The 15,273-nt window shown below is 67.7% G+C and carries 16 protein-coding genes; 2 read left to right on the top strand and 14 right to left on the bottom strand.

Annotated features, from left to right (window positions below):
- Window position 1: 1 nt before the first annotated feature.
- On the bottom strand, window positions 2-673 hold the full coding sequence (locus ACJ7IV_RS06180; RefSeq protein ID WP_483866233.1) for an energy-coupling factor ABC transporter permease: 672 nt from the start codon (window positions 671-673) through the stop codon (window positions 2-4).
- Between the two features lie 15 nt (window positions 674-688).
- Window positions 689-1,543 carry a formyltetrahydrofolate deformylase gene (gene purU / locus ACJ7IV_RS06175; protein ID WP_282041691.1) on the bottom strand — a complete coding sequence of 285 codons (855 nt, stop codon included), beginning with the start codon at window positions 1,541-1,543 and terminating at the stop codon, window positions 689-691.
- 227 nt (window positions 1,544-1,770) lie between these two features.
- Here purU and ACJ7IV_RS06170 point away from each other — a divergent pair, with 227 nt between their 5' ends.
- Window positions 1,771-3,384 carry a ribonuclease J gene (locus ACJ7IV_RS06170; RefSeq protein ID WP_483866553.1) on the top strand — a complete coding sequence of 538 codons (1,614 nt, stop codon included), beginning with the start codon at window positions 1,771-1,773 and terminating at the stop codon, window positions 3,382-3,384.
- 100 nt (window positions 3,385-3,484) lie between these two features.
- On the opposite strand, the gene ACJ7IV_RS06165 is transcribed toward ACJ7IV_RS06170, so the two are convergent.
- From ACJ7IV_RS06165 to mobA, 7 genes are all read right to left on the bottom strand, one after another.
- Window positions 3,485-3,775 (bottom strand): H-NS family histone-like protein, encoded by a 291-nt coding sequence (locus ACJ7IV_RS06165; RefSeq protein WP_161432821.1) that lies wholly within the window; start codon window positions 3,773-3,775, stop codon window positions 3,485-3,487.
- Between the two features lie 218 nt (window positions 3,776-3,993).
- Complete coding sequence (moaA, locus tag ACJ7IV_RS06160; protein WP_483866552.1) at window positions 3,994-4,986, bottom strand: GTP 3',8-cyclase MoaA; 993 nt, start codon at window positions 4,984-4,986, stop codon at window positions 3,994-3,996.
- A 25-nt stretch (window positions 4,987-5,011) separates the two neighbouring features.
- Window positions 5,012-5,461 (bottom strand): molybdopterin synthase catalytic subunit MoaE, encoded by a 450-nt coding sequence (gene moaE, locus ACJ7IV_RS06155; RefSeq protein ID WP_213312621.1) that lies wholly within the window; start codon window positions 5,459-5,461, stop codon window positions 5,012-5,014.
- A 3-nt stretch (window positions 5,462-5,464) separates the two neighbouring features.
- Window positions 5,465-6,277 (bottom strand): cyclic pyranopterin monophosphate synthase MoaC, encoded by an 813-nt coding sequence (gene moaC, locus ACJ7IV_RS06150; RefSeq protein ID WP_483866232.1) that lies wholly within the window; start codon window positions 6,275-6,277, stop codon window positions 5,465-5,467.
- Window positions 6,278-6,290: 13 nt separating this feature from the next.
- Window positions 6,291-7,556: a molybdopterin molybdotransferase MoeA gene (moeA, locus tag ACJ7IV_RS06145; RefSeq protein WP_483866231.1), complete on the bottom strand. Its 1,266-nt coding sequence runs from the start codon at window positions 7,554-7,556 to the stop codon at window positions 6,291-6,293.
- Window positions 7,553-8,143, bottom strand: coding sequence for a molybdopterin-guanine dinucleotide biosynthesis protein B (gene mobB, locus ACJ7IV_RS06140; RefSeq protein WP_483866230.1), 591 nt, complete (start codon window positions 8,141-8,143; stop codon window positions 7,553-7,555). Before mobB ends, moeA begins: the two co-directional genes overlap by 4 nt.
- Window positions 8,140-8,745 (bottom strand): molybdenum cofactor guanylyltransferase MobA, encoded by a 606-nt coding sequence (gene mobA / locus ACJ7IV_RS06135; protein WP_483866229.1) that lies wholly within the window; start codon window positions 8,743-8,745, stop codon window positions 8,140-8,142. Before mobA ends, mobB begins: the two co-directional genes overlap by 4 nt.
- A 192-nt stretch (window positions 8,746-8,937) precedes the next feature.
- Here mobA and ACJ7IV_RS06130 point away from each other — a divergent pair, with 192 nt between their 5' ends.
- Window positions 8,938-9,528 (top strand): cupin domain-containing protein, encoded by a 591-nt coding sequence (locus ACJ7IV_RS06130; RefSeq protein ID WP_483866227.1) that lies wholly within the window; start codon window positions 8,938-8,940, stop codon window positions 9,526-9,528.
- Between the two features lie 10 nt (window positions 9,529-9,538).
- On the opposite strand, the gene ACJ7IV_RS06125 is transcribed toward ACJ7IV_RS06130, so the two are convergent.
- The 5 genes from ACJ7IV_RS06125 to purF form a co-directional block, all read right to left on the bottom strand.
- The gene (locus ACJ7IV_RS06125; RefSeq protein ID WP_483866551.1) at window positions 9,539-10,828 is read right to left on the bottom strand and encodes an MATE family efflux transporter; all 1,290 of its coding nucleotides are present in this window, start codon (window positions 10,826-10,828) and stop codon (window positions 9,539-9,541) included.
- Between the two features lie 177 nt (window positions 10,829-11,005).
- Complete coding sequence (locus ACJ7IV_RS06120) at window positions 11,006-11,590, bottom strand: YceI family protein (RefSeq protein WP_483866226.1); 585 nt, start codon at window positions 11,588-11,590, stop codon at window positions 11,006-11,008.
- A gap of 57 nt (window positions 11,591-11,647) precedes the next feature.
- Window positions 11,648-12,199, bottom strand: coding sequence for a cytochrome b (locus ACJ7IV_RS06115; RefSeq protein ID WP_483866225.1), 552 nt, complete (start codon window positions 12,197-12,199; stop codon window positions 11,648-11,650).
- A 181-nt stretch (window positions 12,200-12,380) separates the two neighbouring features.
- Complete coding sequence (locus ACJ7IV_RS06110; protein WP_483866224.1) at window positions 12,381-13,592, bottom strand: O-succinylhomoserine sulfhydrylase; 1,212 nt, start codon at window positions 13,590-13,592, stop codon at window positions 12,381-12,383.
- 11 nt (window positions 13,593-13,603) lie between these two features.
- Complete coding sequence (gene purF / locus ACJ7IV_RS06105; protein ID WP_483866223.1) at window positions 13,604-15,124, bottom strand: amidophosphoribosyltransferase; 1,521 nt, start codon at window positions 15,122-15,124, stop codon at window positions 13,604-13,606.
- Window positions 15,125-15,273: the final 149 nt, after the last annotated feature.

Raw genomic sequence — 15,273 nt, 5'->3', positions numbered from 1 at the left:
CCTACTTGGTATCGATGTAGCGGTGGTCGTTGAAGGTCGCCACCCAGTGCGGGTGATAGACCAGCAGGATGCTCATCAACATGCCGGTGATGAACGCCTCGGAGGGCATCAGCAGTGGCAGGAAACGGGCATACTCCAGCGCCTGGTAGAGGGCGTGGGCATCGCTGGCGCCGAGCAGCATCAACCCCACCGCAGCAAGGCCGGCGGCCAGCGTGGAGAGTGCGGCACCAAAGAAGCCGCAGACGAACAGGAACACCATCAGATTGTCGGGCAGGAAGCGATCCACCAGTCGCCAGATGATCACCATGGTCAGCGCCGGCATGACACCGGTGACCAGCAGGTTGACCCCCAGCAGCGGCCAGGCGACCCGGCCCGTCACCACCATCGCCAAGTTGACCAGCAGCAGGGAGAGCAGCGCCAGGGGCGCCTTGAACACCAGCACCAGCAGCGCGGTAAACATCAGGTGCAGGGTCAGCCAGTCCACCGCCTGGGCGCGCAGCTGCCACATCAGCAGCACCGCCACGCTGGCGGCCAGCCAGCGGTGCTGCAGGCCGCTGTCGGCGAGCAGCGCGCGCCAGGGGCGCTGCAGCAGGGCCAGCACCAGCACACCGAAGGCGATCAGCGAGGCGATGACCAGCAGCCAGGGGGCCAGCACCGCATCGGAAAAGGACATGGACGCCTCCCGCCGTCAGGCAAAGACCACGGTCTTGTTGCCGTGGATCAGCACGCGATCCTCGAGGTGCCAGCGCAGCCCCCTGGCCAGCACCGCCTTCTCGACATCACGGCCGAAGCGCACCAGGTCATCGGGGGTATGGCAATGGCTGACGCGATGGATGTCCTGTTCGATGATCGGTCCGGCGTCGAGTTCGGCGGTGACGTAGTGACAGGTAGCACCGATCAGCTTGACCCCGCGTTCGTAGGCCTGGTGGTAGGGCTTGGCACCGGCGAAGCTGGGCAGGAAGCTGTGGTGGATATTGATCACCCGGCCGGCATAACGCTCGCACAGGGCCGGCGGCAGGATCTGCATGTAGCGTGCCAGCACGATGCAGTCCGCACGGGCCTCCTCGACCAGGCGCTCCACCTCATCGAAGGCCGCCTGCTTGTCGTCGGCCGGGACCGGTACATGGTGATAGGCGATGCCGTGCCACTCCACCAGGCCACGCATGGCCTCGTGGTTGGAGATCACCGCGGCGATCTCGCAGTCGAGCTCGCCGGCGGTCCAGCGGTAGAGCAGGTCCACCAGGCAGTGGGACTCCTTCGAGACCATCAGCACCACCCGCGGACGCTGCCGGGTATCGGTCAGCGCCCAGGTCATCTCGAACTCCGTGGCGATAGGAGCAAAGGCCTCGCGCAGCGCCTCCGGCGGCATGCCGATGGAGTCGGCCAGGATCTCGTAGCGCATGAAGAAGCGCCCCGTCTCGAGATCGGAGTGCTGGCTGGCCTCAGTGATCGAGCCGCCGTGGCCGGCGATGAAGCCTGAGACGCGGGAGACGATCCCCACGCGATCGGGACAGGAGACCACCAGGCGGTAATAATGTGACATGTCGAGCTCCAGGCTGCGGCGAGACGGGCGCAACAGTGTAGCGAAAACAGCGAGTTCCGGCATCCGCCGGACGCCGCGCGTTGTGGGCCCCGGCGGGCTTCCCGTATAGTGAAACCGCCATGTCTCAGGAAATTCCCTCCGCGATGCCCAAGCCTCGAGTCCAGATCCGCCCACGCCGCCGCCCTCCCCTGCGCTTCCTGCCGCTGGGCGGCTGCGGCGAGATCGGCATGAACCTCAGCCTGTATGGCTATGGTGATGAAGGCCAGGAGGGCGCCTGGATCGCGGTGGACTGCGGCATGATGATCCGCCAGGACCTGCCGGACTCGCCGCTGCAGGTGCCCAACCTGGCCACCCCCGAGACGCTGGGGATCGTGCCGCAGGCGCTGGTCATCACCCATGGTCACGAGGACCATATCGGCGCCGCCGCCTGGCTGTGGCCGAAATGGGGCTGCCCCATCCACGCCACACCGCTGGCCGCCGGCCTGCTGCGCGCCAAGTTCGCTGAACGCGGACTCTCCCCCGACGCCATCCAGGTGATCGAGCCCGGCGAGGCGATGGAGACGGGGCCCTTCACCTTGCGTTTCCTGCCGGTGACCCACTCCATTCCCGAGAGCTGCTCGCTGCTGATCACCGCCGGCGAGCACCGCGTGCTGCATACCGGCGACTGGAAGCTCGACCCCGAACCGCTGCTCGGCGCCCCGATCTCCCCGGCCACCTTCCGTGCCATCGCCCCGGTGGACCTGGTGGTAGGCGACTCCACCAATGCCCCGATGCCCGGCGACTCACGCAGCGAGGGCGAGGTGGCCATGGCCCTGGAGCACGCCATCGCCCGCTGCGAGGGCCGGGTGGTGGTCTCCTGCTTCGCCAGCAACCTGGCCCGGGTGCTGGCCATCGGTCGCGCCGCCGAACGCTGCGGACGCCGGGTCAGCCTGATGGGTCGCTCCATGGAGCGCATGGTGGCGGTTGCCCGCGGTCTCGGCTACCTGGACGACTTCCCTCCCCTGGTGCCCAGCAGCGATCTCGGCTACTTGCCCCCCGAGGAAGTGCTGGTGATCGCCACCGGCAGCCAGGGGGAGCCGCGCGCCGCGCTGCAGCGACTGGCCCGAGGGCGCCATCGCTCGCTGGAACTGGGACCCGGCGACAGCGTGATCTTCTCGGCCAAGGCGATCCCCGGCAACGAGCTGCTGATCGAGCGGCTCAAGGGTGGGCTTCGCCACCTGGGCATCGAGATCCTCGATGAGTTCAACCACCCCGAGCTGCATGCCTCCGGGCACCCGGCTCAGGAGGAGCTGCGCACCCTCTACGGCTGGGTGCGGCCCCGATACCTGCTGCCGGTGCATGGCGAACCGCGCCACCAGCAGGCCCACCGCGAGATCGCCGAGGAACTCGGGATCCAGGCACCGCTATCTCCCCTGAACGGCGACATGATCCGCTTCGATGCCGACGGCCTGACCCTGGAAGGCCGCCACCCCCAGCCCCCCTGCATCGTCAGCCAGAACGCCGTGGCGCCGCTTCCCGGGCTGGGCGGCCACCACGGCGCAGGCAGCCGCCATGGCAGCCTCTACCTGGCGCTGTCGGTGGCCGCCACCGAGGAGGGAGGCTGGACTCGCATCGGTCGACTGATGCTCGACGCCGGTGAAGTGCAGGCCTTCGATGAGACCGACTTCTGCGACTGGCTCGACGATGCCCTGGAATCGCTGCGCGCCGAGACCCTGGCCGATCTGCGGCTGGCCCTGCAACCACGACTGATTGCCTGGTTCGCCGACCACCTGCGTCGCCTGCCGGAGATTCACCTGCAGATTCTCGCCATGGAGGCCCCGGCCACCAGCCACTCGGGATAGGGCTTCACGTCGGAATACCTGCGCCTGGCAATGCCCCCCGACAATGCAAAAGCCGCTCATCGAGAGCGGCTTTTTCTTACTGCTGGCACTGCCCGAGGCCTTACCCCTTGCTGGCGTTCTTGGGCGGACGTCCGCGCTTGCGACGCGGCGGCTCCACTACCAGGTCATCCACCGAAAGTCCCGCCTCGTTGATCGCCTCAAGGATCTCGGAGCGCTTGCGCTCCTTCTCGGCCTCCTCCTCCTGGCGCTGCTGCTCCTCGTCCTTCTTCTGTTCGATGACCTCCTCGATCACCTCGGCAAGCTTGTGCAGCTGCTCCATGCTGAGCTGACGTGCCGCGGCGCGTGCCACGTTCTTGTTGCGAGCGATGCGCTCCAGGGTTTCGCTGGACATCAGTCCCTCCTGAGCTGGATTTGCGAGACGGGTGCGGTACGGTTACATCGTGAAAAGTATATGCAGTGACCACCGCTTGGCAAGAAAAGTCGACGGAAATTCTGCCGTAAAGCAACCGAAAAAGTCGCCACACAAAGGGCGTTTAACAGGATGCAAAAGCGGCGCCCGAGGGCGCCGCTGATGGGAGGCAAGAAGCGAGTCAGCCTCGCCGTGGCGCCTCAGCCACCGGTCATGTTCATGAAGCGAACCACCTGCACATCCCCGTCGGTGGTGAAGTAATGACGCTCGGGCTTGAGCGGCATGGCGGCGACGATGGCATGCTTGAGTGCATCCATATCGCCCGGATGAGCGCGCAGCACGCGGCGCAGGTCCACGGAGTGTTCATTGCCGAGACACAGCAGCAGTCGCCCCTCCACGGTCACGCGAACCCGGTTGCAGGTAGCGCAGAAGTTATGGCTATGCGGCGAGATGAAGCCGATCCGCGAATCACTGTCGGCCATGCGAAAATAGCGTGAGGGCCCCAGAGTCGACTCCGTCGTGGGGGTCAGCGGATAGCGACCCTCGATGATCTCCTGTACCTCGTCACTGGAGCAGAAGGTCTCGGCTCGGCTGTGATCGGAGACATCACCCAGCGGCATCTCCTCGATAAAACTGATATCGAGCCCCTCGTTGCGGGCAAATTCGACCAGGTCTAGCACCTCGTCATCGTTGCGCCCCTTGAGGATCACCGCGTTGAGCTTGATGCGCTCGAAGCCCGCCTCCCGGGCGGCCCGTATGCCGTCGATGACCCGGTCGAGGTCCCCGGTGCGGGTCAATTGACGGAAGCGCTGGGAATCGAGCGAGTCGAGGCTGATATTGAGGCGCTTGAGTCCTGCCTCACGCAGCCGAGACGCATACCTGGGCAGGCTGGCTCCATTGGTGGTCATGGCGAAATCCCTGAGCCCGGGCAGACCGCCGATCTGCTCGACCAGGGAATCGATGTCGCGCCTGACCAGTGGCTCGCCGCCGGTCAGGCGCACCTTCTCCACGCCCAGCTCCACGAAGGCACGAGCCACCATCGCCAGCTCCTCCAGGGTGAGGACCTGGGCCCGCGGCAGGAAGGTCATCTCCTCGCTCATGCAGTAGACACAGCGAAAATCGCAGCGGTCGGTGACCGAGATACGCACATAGCTGACGCGTCGTCCGAAGTCGTCGATCAGTTCGCGAGGCAGAGTCGTCATGGGGTTGTCTCCCGTTTCAAGCTTCCCAGCGGCGGGCATCCGCGTGATCGGAATGTCGTTCCGATACCCAGTAATCACCGTCGCTGGCATGCTCCTTCTTCCAGAATGGCGCGCGCGTCTTGAGGTAGTCCATGATGAAGTCGCAGGCCTCGAAGGCTGCACGTCGATGGGCACTGGCGACCACTACCAACACGATAGGGTCACCCGGGGTCAGTCGTCCAACCCGATGGATCACGCGGACCGCATCCAGTGGCCAGCGCCCCCGCGCCTCCTCGACGATGGCCTCGAGCGCGGACTCCGTCATCCCGGGATAGTGCTCCAGGGTCAGCGCCGTCACCTCGGGGCGCTCGTTGAAGTCACGCACCAGGCCGGTGAAGCTGACCACCGCCCCGATATCGGTGCGCCCGGCCAGCAGCGCCTGCTGCTCGACGCCGGCATCGAAGGGCGCCTTCTGCACTCGAATCATGGCTCAGCCTCCGGTCACTGGCGGGAAGAAGGCGACTTCATCCTCGTTGGTCACCGGCGTGGCATCGCTGGCCATCACCTGGTTGACGGCGCACAGCACGCGCCCCTCATCGAGTCGCGAGAAGCGCGGATCGAGCACCTTGAGGGCCGCCTTGAGGCCGGCCACATCGGAGCGTTCCAGGCTGTCCAGGGGCACCGCGATCTCGCCCACGCCGAGGCGCTCGCGCAGCTCGGCCAGGCACTTGACGCGGATACAGGGAGAGGCGATGTCGCAGCGGCTGCCGAGGCTGACCTCGCCGGCCTGTCCCTCGCCGGTGACGATGGGCGCGGGTCGCGACTCGAGGGTATCACGACGGTAGTCGCCGGAGCGGCCGCCGCTCTTGGACTCGAGCTGGATGGCGCCGATCTCCATGGCCTTGTCCACCGCCTTGCACATGTCGTAGAGGGTCAGGCAGGCCACCGACACCGCGGTGAGCGCCTCCATCTCCACGCCGGTGCGACCGTTGAGGCGGCAGGTAGCGGTCACCTCAACGCAGCTCCCGGCCTCGTCGAGGCGGAAATCGACCGCCACCTTCGACAGCGCCAGGGCATGACAGAGCGGGATCAGTTCGTGGGTGCGCTTGGCCGCCTGGATGCCGGCGATGCGTGCCGTGGCCAGCACGTCGCCCTTGGGCAGCCCGCCCTCGGCGAGCAGCGCCAGGGTCTCGGGACGCATATGGATGCGACCGGAAGCAGCGGCCTCTCGACGGCTCTCCGGCTTGTCGGCGACATCGACCATATGGGCCTCACCGCGCGCATTGAGATGGGTCAGGGACATGGGAAACGGCACCTCATGGAAGTCGGAACAGGGGTTGAATGGTGACGCTCTCGCCCGCGGCCACGCTGGCCCGGGCGTCGTCAATCTCGATCAGGCAGTTGGCCCGCCCCATCGAGGAGAGGATGCCGGAGCCCTGGGCGCCGCCGTCGCGCACCACCAGGCGGCCCTCGCCGTCGCTACGGTACACGCCGCGCAGGTAGTCGACGCGCCCCTCGCGGCTGCGCAGCGGTTGTCCGGCCACCGCCGTCAGCCGCTGCGGCCAGGCCTCCTCGCGACCCTGCAGCCGGGCCAGCAACGGCGCAGCGAACTGCAGGAAGGTCACCATGCTGGCCACCGGATTGCCGGGCAGTCCCAGGAACGGCACCCCGCGCGCGCCCAGACGTCCGCAAGCCAGTGGTCGCCCGGGGCGGATGGCGATCTTCCAGAAGCCAAGCTCGCCCTGCTCGAAAAGCGCCGCCCGGGTATGGTCGGCATCGCCCACCGAGACACCGCCGCTGGAGAGCACCAGGTCGGCCTCGGCGGCGGCGCGCGCCAGGCCATCGGCGATGGCGTCTCGCTCGTCGGGGAGGATGCCCAGGTCGATCACCTCTCCGCCATGCTCCTCCACCAGCGCCATCAGCGCAAAGCGGTTGGCATCGAAGATGCCGGCGGCGGGCAGCGCCTCACCCGGGGCGGCGACCTCGTCGCCGGTGGAGAAGAGCGCCACCCGGGGGCGACGCACTACCCTGGCCTCGGCGAACCCCAGGGAGGCGATCAGGCCCAGCTCGGCGGCCCCCAGGCGGGTTCCTGCGTCCAGTGCCACCGCGCCGCGGGGAATGTCCTCGCCGGCCTGGCGCACGTTCTGGCCGCGTCGCACGCGCTCGGCCCGCTCGACCCGGACACGCACCGCGCCATCGGCCCCGGAATCGATGACCAGCTGCTCGCGCATGATCACGGTATCGGCGCCGGGGGGCAGCGGCGCGCCGGTGGTGATCCCGGCACACTCGCCGGCGCCGAGGGGGCGCTGGGCAGTGTGGCCGGCATAAATCTCCGCCACCCGCAGGAAGCCGTCGGACGGCACCGCCTCGGGCCAGGCCAGGGCCACGCCATCCATGGCAGCATTGGTATTCTGGGGCACGTCGATGGGGGCGAGGAGCCGCTCGGACAGCACCCGGCCGCGCAGTGAACGCAGCGCAACGCACTCGTCGGGCAAGGGCCCCTCGGCCAGCGCCAGCACCGCGGCACGGGCCTCCTCCACGGCCAGCATGCGTTCACCCAGTTCGAAGCAGGAGAGGCTCATGACGGCATCCCCTCCCCCACCGCTCGCGGCTGGCGCTCGGCGGGCCAGCGTGCCGGCCAGGCGGCGATCCAGTCGGTCAGGGCCTGCAGGTCGTTGAGATCCAGGCAGTCGACACCATCGGGCAGAGACAGGGGCGCGTCCGTGGCCACGGCGCGCACCCAGCGGTCCTCGGCCACCCGCAGGGGCTTGCCCAGCGCCGGACGATGCAGCTCCAGCTTGGGCAGCGGCCAGGCCTTGAACCCCTCCACCAGCACCAGGTCGGGCCGCTGGGGGGCCACCATGGCGAGCAGCGACGCCAGATCCGCCTCCTCCTGGTCCGGGGTCTCCATCATCAGCGCCAACCTGGCCCGGGAGGCCACCAGCATGGGGCTGGCACCGGCCTGGCGCAGGCGATGGCTGTCCTTGCCGGGCTGGTCGACGTCGAAGGCGTGGTGGGCATGCTTGATCACCGCCACACGCAGCCCCCGCTCGCGCAGGCGCGGCAGCAGGGCCTCGAGCAGCGTAGTCTTGCCGGTACCGCTCCAGGCCGCGATGCCCAGCAGCGGCAGCTGCTCGTCCAGGTTCAGCTCGTCGATGGGCTCGCTCATCGCTTGACGGACTCCTCGGCTAGCGCCTGTTCCAGGCGGTGTTTCTCGACCTGGGTATTGAGGTTGGCAAAGGCTCCCGGGCCCTCGGCGAAGTCCACCTGCACACAGGCGTGGCGGGCATACCAGCGATCGATCTTGCGCTCGCCTCCGGCCAGGGCAGCGGCCAGGTCGTCGGCCAGGGCAGTACGCATCAGCGCCACCACCGGGTGCAGGCGCTGGCCATCGCCGGCCACGGCGATGTCGGCCTCGCCGATGCCGGCCACCAGGCGCGCCACCAGGTCATCGGGCAGCGCCGGCGTATCGCAGGGAACCACCAGCAGCCAGGGCGTACGCGCCGCCCGCAGGCCGCTGTAGATGCCCATCAGCGGCCCCTGATAACCCTCTTCGGCGTCCTCGATGACGCGATCGGCGAACTCGGCATAGGCGTCAAGGCTGCGGTTGGCATTGACCAGCAGCTCGGCCACCTGGCCAGCCAGGCGCTCGCGCACGTGGGCCACCAGCGGACGACCGGCGAAGGGTACCAGCCCCTTGTCGACGCCGCCCATGCGGCGCCCCTGGCCGCCGGCCAGGATCATTCCGGTGAGGTCGTGTTGGGGGATCATCGAAGGTCTCCTTCTCATTCCCTCATGATGCCTGAGCCGGCCGCCGGGTGCCACGCCGAAGCGCCGCGCAAGTCATTGTCCTGACGCGCATCAAGCCCTCGCCACGGCAGCGCTGCCGACGTCGGCAAACGACGCTTATCGGCACGCCCGCAAGTCGCTATCATATGTGCAGTTTTCTTGACAGGATGCCCCATGCAAGCGGAAAGCGGATTCGAGGTGGGCGGCCGGCTGCGCCAGCTGCGCCTGGCACGCGGCCTCTCCCAGCGCGAGCTGGCCAAGCGCGCCGGCGTGACCAACAGCACCATCTCACTGATCGAGCAAAACAGCGTCAGCCCCTCGGTAAGCTCACTGAAGAAGATTCTCGACGCCCTGCCGGTATCGATCAGCGCCTTCTTCGCCGGCGACGAACCCAGCGCTCCCCAGACGTTCTACCGGGCCCGGGAGCTCACCGAGATCGGCGACGGCCGCCTGTCGTTTCGCCTGGTCGCCGCGCGTCGCCCCGAGCGTCAGATGTCGATCATCCATGAGCGCTACCCCCCGGGGGCGGATACCGGCGAGGAGATGCTCGAGCACGCCGGCGAGGAAGGCGGGGTGGTGGTGGCCGGCGAGATCGAGATCACCGTCAACGGCGAGAGCGAGGTGCTCGGCGTGGGCGACGCCTACTACTTCGACTCCCGCCTGCCCCACCGTTTCCGCAACACCGGTGAGGAAGAGTGCGTGATCGTCAGCGCCAATACCCCGCCCGGCTTCTCGGATGGCGGCCAGGAGCTGCATCACGTCTGAGGCGCCCGCCTCAGGCGGCCTCCTCCAGCGGGCGCCGCCGCGGACTAGCCAGGATGCGCCGCAGGACTCCCCAGGCGGCGAGACCGGCCAGCAGGTTGCCGATGGCGGCGCCGACGGCCAGGCCGAGAAGCCCCCCGAGCCAGGCGCCCAGCGCCAGACACGGCAGGTAGAAGATGAACAGCCGCGCCCCCGACATCAGCATGGCGCGCAGCGGCCAGCCCAGCGCATTGCCCGCCGAGACCACGATCATGCACACGCCGAGGGCCGCGTAGCTGGGCAGCAGGAAGCGGATCAACAGCGCCAGGTCGTCGCGCACCTCGGGGTTGCCGGAGAGCACCAGCGCCACCCAGGGCGCGGCGACGGCCATCACCAGGCCCAGGAGCAGCTGCCAGACGACGATGACCCGCAGCGCCAGGCGCATCAAGCGATGGATCTGGGCCCAGTCGCCGGCGCCATAGCAGCGCCCCAACCAGGGCGGCAGCGACATGGTCATGGCCAGCACCACCATCAGCGACAGCGTCTCCAGGCGATTGGCCAGGCCCCAGGCAGCCACCTGGGCCTCGCCCAGGCTCGCCACCACGGCAATGGCCAGCATCGCCGCCAGCGGCGGCATCAGCTGGCTGACCATGGCCGGCCCGGCGATGCCGGCGAAGGGCCGCGCCGAGGTGCGCAGCTCCTCGAGTAGCCCCTCCCGGGCCAGCCAGTCGGTCTGACCGATCCGCCAGCCCAGCACCACCAGCCCGACGCCAAAGGCGATCGCCGTGGCCCAGGCGGCGCCGGGCAGTCCCAGCCCCTGCCAGGAGCCGACTCCGAAGATCAGCAGCGGGTCGAGCACCAGGTTCACCAGGCTGGTCACCACCATCATGGTGCCCGGCAGTCGGGTGTTGCCATGGGCCCGGAACAGGCTGTAACCGAAATAGAGGGCCGCCCCCAGCCAGGCAGCCAGCAGCTGGGGTGCCCAGTAGCCGCGGATCAGCTCGAGAGCCGACGCATCGGCACCCAGACTGGCGAATATCGGCGCCTGCAGGGCCCATAACGCCAGCGACAGCAAGCCGATGACCACGGCTCCCACCACCAGCACCAGGCTGCCCAGGCGCCTTGCGCGGGCGGTCTCGCCGGCACCCAGGGAGCGGGAGATCTGCGCGGCGATGGCGATCCCCATGCCCACCTGCACGCCGATGATCAGGAAGCTGAGGGGGAAGGTGAAGGTCTGGGCGGCCAGCTGCGAGGTACCCAGGCGCGCGATGAAGGCACTGTCCACCAACTGGAATCCCAACAGTGCCAGCACGCCGATGGCCATCGGCCAGGTCTGGCGCCACAGGGTCACGCCGAGGGGTGTACTGTCGTCTCTGCGTTGCGTCACGATCACTCCAGGGCGATGGAAGGGGCGGCTATTCTAGCCCCCATGACCAACGCGAGCACCCCCGGCGTGCCGGGGGTGCTCGCTGAACACGGGCCAGGGCCCGGGGCCAGGCTGTTACTGGCGAATGCCCTCGAAGGTGACATAGAGCTCAAGCTCGTGCATCGCCTCGGGGAAGTCGCTCATGTCGATGCCATAGTCGGCCAGTTCCAGGGTGGTACTGCCCTCGAAGCCGGCACGATAGCCACCCCAGGGATCCTCGCCCTCGCCCAGCAGGGTGACCGGCATCTCGATCTGGTTGGTCTCGCCATGCAGGGTCAGGTCGCCGGTCAGCACGCCTTCGCCCTCGCCTGTCGGCTCGAATCCGGTGGATTCGAAGGTGGCGGTAGGGTACTCGCCCGCGTCCAGGAAATCATCGCTGAGGATGTGCTTGTCACGCTCCGCGTGGTTGGAGTTGAGGCTGTCGACCTGGACCTCGAGCTGGGCACCGGCGTCCTCGAGGTTCTCCGGATCATACTGGAAGCTGCCGTCGAACTTCTCGAAGCTGCCGAGGAGGTAGGAGAAGCCCAGGTGACTGATCTTGAACTGCACGAAGGCGTGCTGGCCGTCGATGTCGATGGCGTAGTCGGCGGCCTGGGCCTGGCTGACACCCATCAGGGCGGTGGCGCTCAGGGCGGCGGCGATGGCGGTCTTCTTGAACATTAGCATTATCTCCGGTTGGTACGAGGAAGTGTCGGGGAGCTTGGCGATCGCAGCCGATCAGCGCCGACTCACCCGGGGATCGATCATCCGCTTGAGTACCGGATGGCGATCGATGAAGTGGTGCTTGAGGGCCGCGGCGGCGTGGCCTGCGGCCAGGACCATCAATGCCAGGGCAGAGTACCAATGCACCTCGCCGGCCAGGCTGGCCTGATCGGGCAGGTCACTGATCAGCGCAGGCACCGTGAACCAGTCGAAGACTGCGATGCCCTTGCCGTCGGCGGTGGAGATCAGGTAACCGCTGACCAGCACCACCAGCATCAGCACGTAGAGCGCGAGATGCCCCAGGTGGGCCGCGACCCGCTCGAACGGGTGCCCCAGGGCCCGCGGTGTCGGGTTGACCAGGCGCCAGACCAGCCGCATCAGGGTGGCGAAAAGCACCAGCATTCCCAGCGAGCGATGCCACCAGGGGCCCAGGTTGTACCAGGGGTCATAGTAGCCCAGTCCGGTCATCCACCAGCCCAGGATGAACAGGCCAATGATGACGATCGCCAGGATCCAGTGCAGCAGGATGCTGATCAGCCCCCAGCCTTGGTTGGTATTACGCCACATGGTCCCTCCCGGGCCGTTCTCGATGAAGCACAGCCTACCCGAGCCGACCGTTCGAGTCCGCTGAATAATGCCGAATGCTGCGTTCGGAAAAACCGCTGGTTGCGGGACACCGCACTGGAGACAAGGACGCCCGTGCCGGGAGTCGCGGCACGGGCGTCAGGCGGACACGGGAAGCGTCGGGTCAGACCAGGGCGTCGAGTCCACGAGCGAGGTCGCTGCGGATATCGTCGAGGGCCTCGAGCCCCACCGCCACGCGAATCAGCCCCTCGGTGATACCGGCAGCCGACTTCTGGGCGTCGGAGAGGCGCCCGTGGGTGGTGGTGGCGGGATGCGTGATGGTGCTCTTCACGTCGCCCAGGTTGCCGGTGATCGAGAGCAGTCGGGTGGCATCGATCACCGACCAGGCCGCCGCGCGGCTGCCCTCGGCCTCGCTGCCCTTCACCTCGAACCCCAGCACCGCGCCGAAGCCGCGCTGCTGGCGGGACGCCAGGGCGTGCTGAGGATGGCTCGCGAGACCGCTGTAGTGGACCCGGGCCACCGCAGGATGCGCCTCGAGCCACTCGGCCAGAGCCTGGGCGTTGGCGCAGTGGGCGCGCATGCGCAGCTCGAGGGTCTCGAGGCCCTTGGTGAAGATCCAGGCGTTGAAGGGGCTCAGGCAGGGGCCGCAGGTACGCACCACCCCGAACACCTCCTCCAGCTCGGCTTCGCGCCCCACCACGGCACCGCCGATCGCCCTGCCCTGCCCGTCCAGGTACTTGGTGGCGGAGTGGATCACCAGGTCGGCCCCCAGGGCCAGGGGGCGCTGCAGCGCCGGGGTCAGGAAGCAGTTGTCGATGGCCAGCAGGGCGTCGTGGCGATGGGCGATCTCGGCCAGCGCGGCGATATCCACCACCTCGGAGAGCGGGTTGGAGGGCGTCTCGGCAAACAGCAGCTTCGTCGCCGGCGTAATCGCCGCCTCCCAGGCCGCGAGGTCCGAGAGCTCCACATAGCGGGTGGTGATTCCCAGCTTGCCCAGGTACTTGTCGAACAAGCTTACCGTGGAGCCGAACAGCGAGCGCGAGGCGACGATCTCGTCACCCGCCTTGAGCAGCGCCAGCGCCGTGGAGAGGATCGCCGCCATCCCCGAACTGGTGGCCACGCAGCGCTCTCCCCCCTCCAGCGCCGCCAGGCGACGCTCGAAGGTGCGCACCGTGGGATTGGTGAAGCGCGAGTAGATGTTACCGGGCTCCTCGCCGCTGAACTTGCGTGCCGCCTCGGCGGCACTGCCGTAGACGAAGCTCGAGGTGGGGAAGATCGGTTCGCCGTGCTCCTGCTCGCCGGTACGATCGTGGCCGGCACGGATCGCCAGCGTCTCGAGTGCCCAGGACGATGCGGAATCGTGTTCATCGTGCATGCGGGTTGCCCTCAGTCGTCGATATCGTCTTCGAGATTGTGGGTGCCGACCAGCGCATGGTCACCGGCACTCTGCTGCTTGGCATCGTCATTGCGCGAGGCCTCCAGCGCCGCCAGGTAGGCGTCGTCGATATCACCGGTCACGTAGTTGCCATCGAACACCGAACAGTCGAAGGCCTCGAGGTTGGGATTGACCTCGCGACAGGCCGCCTTCAGGTCCTCGAGATCCTGATAGAAGATGCGGTCGGCGCCGATCAGCTCGCCCACCTCGGCCTCGCTGCGCCCGTGGGCGATCAGCTCGCCGGCCGCGGGCATGTCGATGCCGTAGACATTGGGGTAGCGTACCGGCGGCGCGGCGGAGGCGAAATAGACCTTGCGCGCCCCGGCCTCGCGGGCCATCTGGATGATCTGCCGGCAAGTGGTGCCGCGCACGATGGAGTCGTCGACTAGCAGCACGTTCTTGCCCTTGAACTCGATGCCGATGGCATTGAGCTTCTGGCGCACCGATTTCCGGCGCTGGGTCTGGCCCGGCATGATGAAGGTCCGCCCGATGTAGCGGTTCTTCATGAAGCCCTCGCGGTAGGTCACCCCGAGGTGCTGGGCGAGCTCCAGCGCCGAGGTGCGCGAGGTGTCGGGGATCGGGATCACCACGTCGATATCGTGATCCGGCCACTCGCTCTGGATGCGATCACCCAGCTTGCGGCCCATTTGCATGCGGGTGCCGTAGACGTAGGCGCCATCGAGGATCGAGTCGGGGCGCGCCAGGTAGACGTGCTCGAAGATGCAGGAGGCCAGCTGCGGGGCATCGGCGCACTGCTGGGTGTGAATCTCGCCGTCCATGTCGACGAAGATCGCCTCGCCCGGGGCCAGGTCGCGATGCAGCTCGAAGCCACCCACGTCGAGTGCCACCGACTCGGAGGCGATCATCACCTCCTGGCCGGCGCCCTCGTCACGGGTGCCGAACACTACAGGGCGGATGCCGTGGGGGTCGCGGAAGGCCACCAGGCCGACGCCGTTGATGATCGCCACCGAGGCGTAGCCGCCCTTGCAGCGCCGGTGCACGCGTCGCACCGCGTCGAAGACGTCCCCCGGCCCCAGGTGCAGCCCCTGCTTGCCCAGCTCGTGGGCGAAGACGTTGAGCAGTACCTCGGAGTCGGAGCTGGTGTTGATATGACGCAGGTCGGAGGAGAACAGCTCCTGCTTGAGCTGATCGGAGTTGGTCAGGTTGCCGTTGTGAGCCAGGGCGATGCCGTAGGGGGAGTTGACGTAGAACGGCTGGGACTCCGCCTCGCTGGAGGAGCCGGCGGTGGGATAGCGGACGTGGCCGATACCCAGGCTGCCCTTGAGGCGCGCCATGTGTCGGGTGTGGAAGACATCCCGCACCAGCCCGTTGCTCTTGCGCAGCAGGAAGCGGCCCTCATGCCAGGTCATCATGCCGGCGGCGTCCTGTCCGCGATGCTGGAGCACCGTCAGGGCGTCATAGATGCCCTGGTTCACCGCCTGCTTGGCCATCAGGCCCACGATACCGCACATTCCACCTTACCTCGCTTTCCGGGAACTTGCCTTGACTGAGACTTCAGATCTATCGCAAATAGCTCGGGGCTGATCTGGCGACCCATGGTTCCTGTAACTGCGATAGTCCTGACTGAAACTTGCTTGTAGAGACGCCGAGCCCGCAGGGG

This window comes from Halomonas sp. C10-5, from assembly GCF_057169305.1.
The sequence above is the reverse complement of the archived record's forward strand: the minus strand, read 5'-3'. Positions and strand labels throughout refer to the sequence as shown.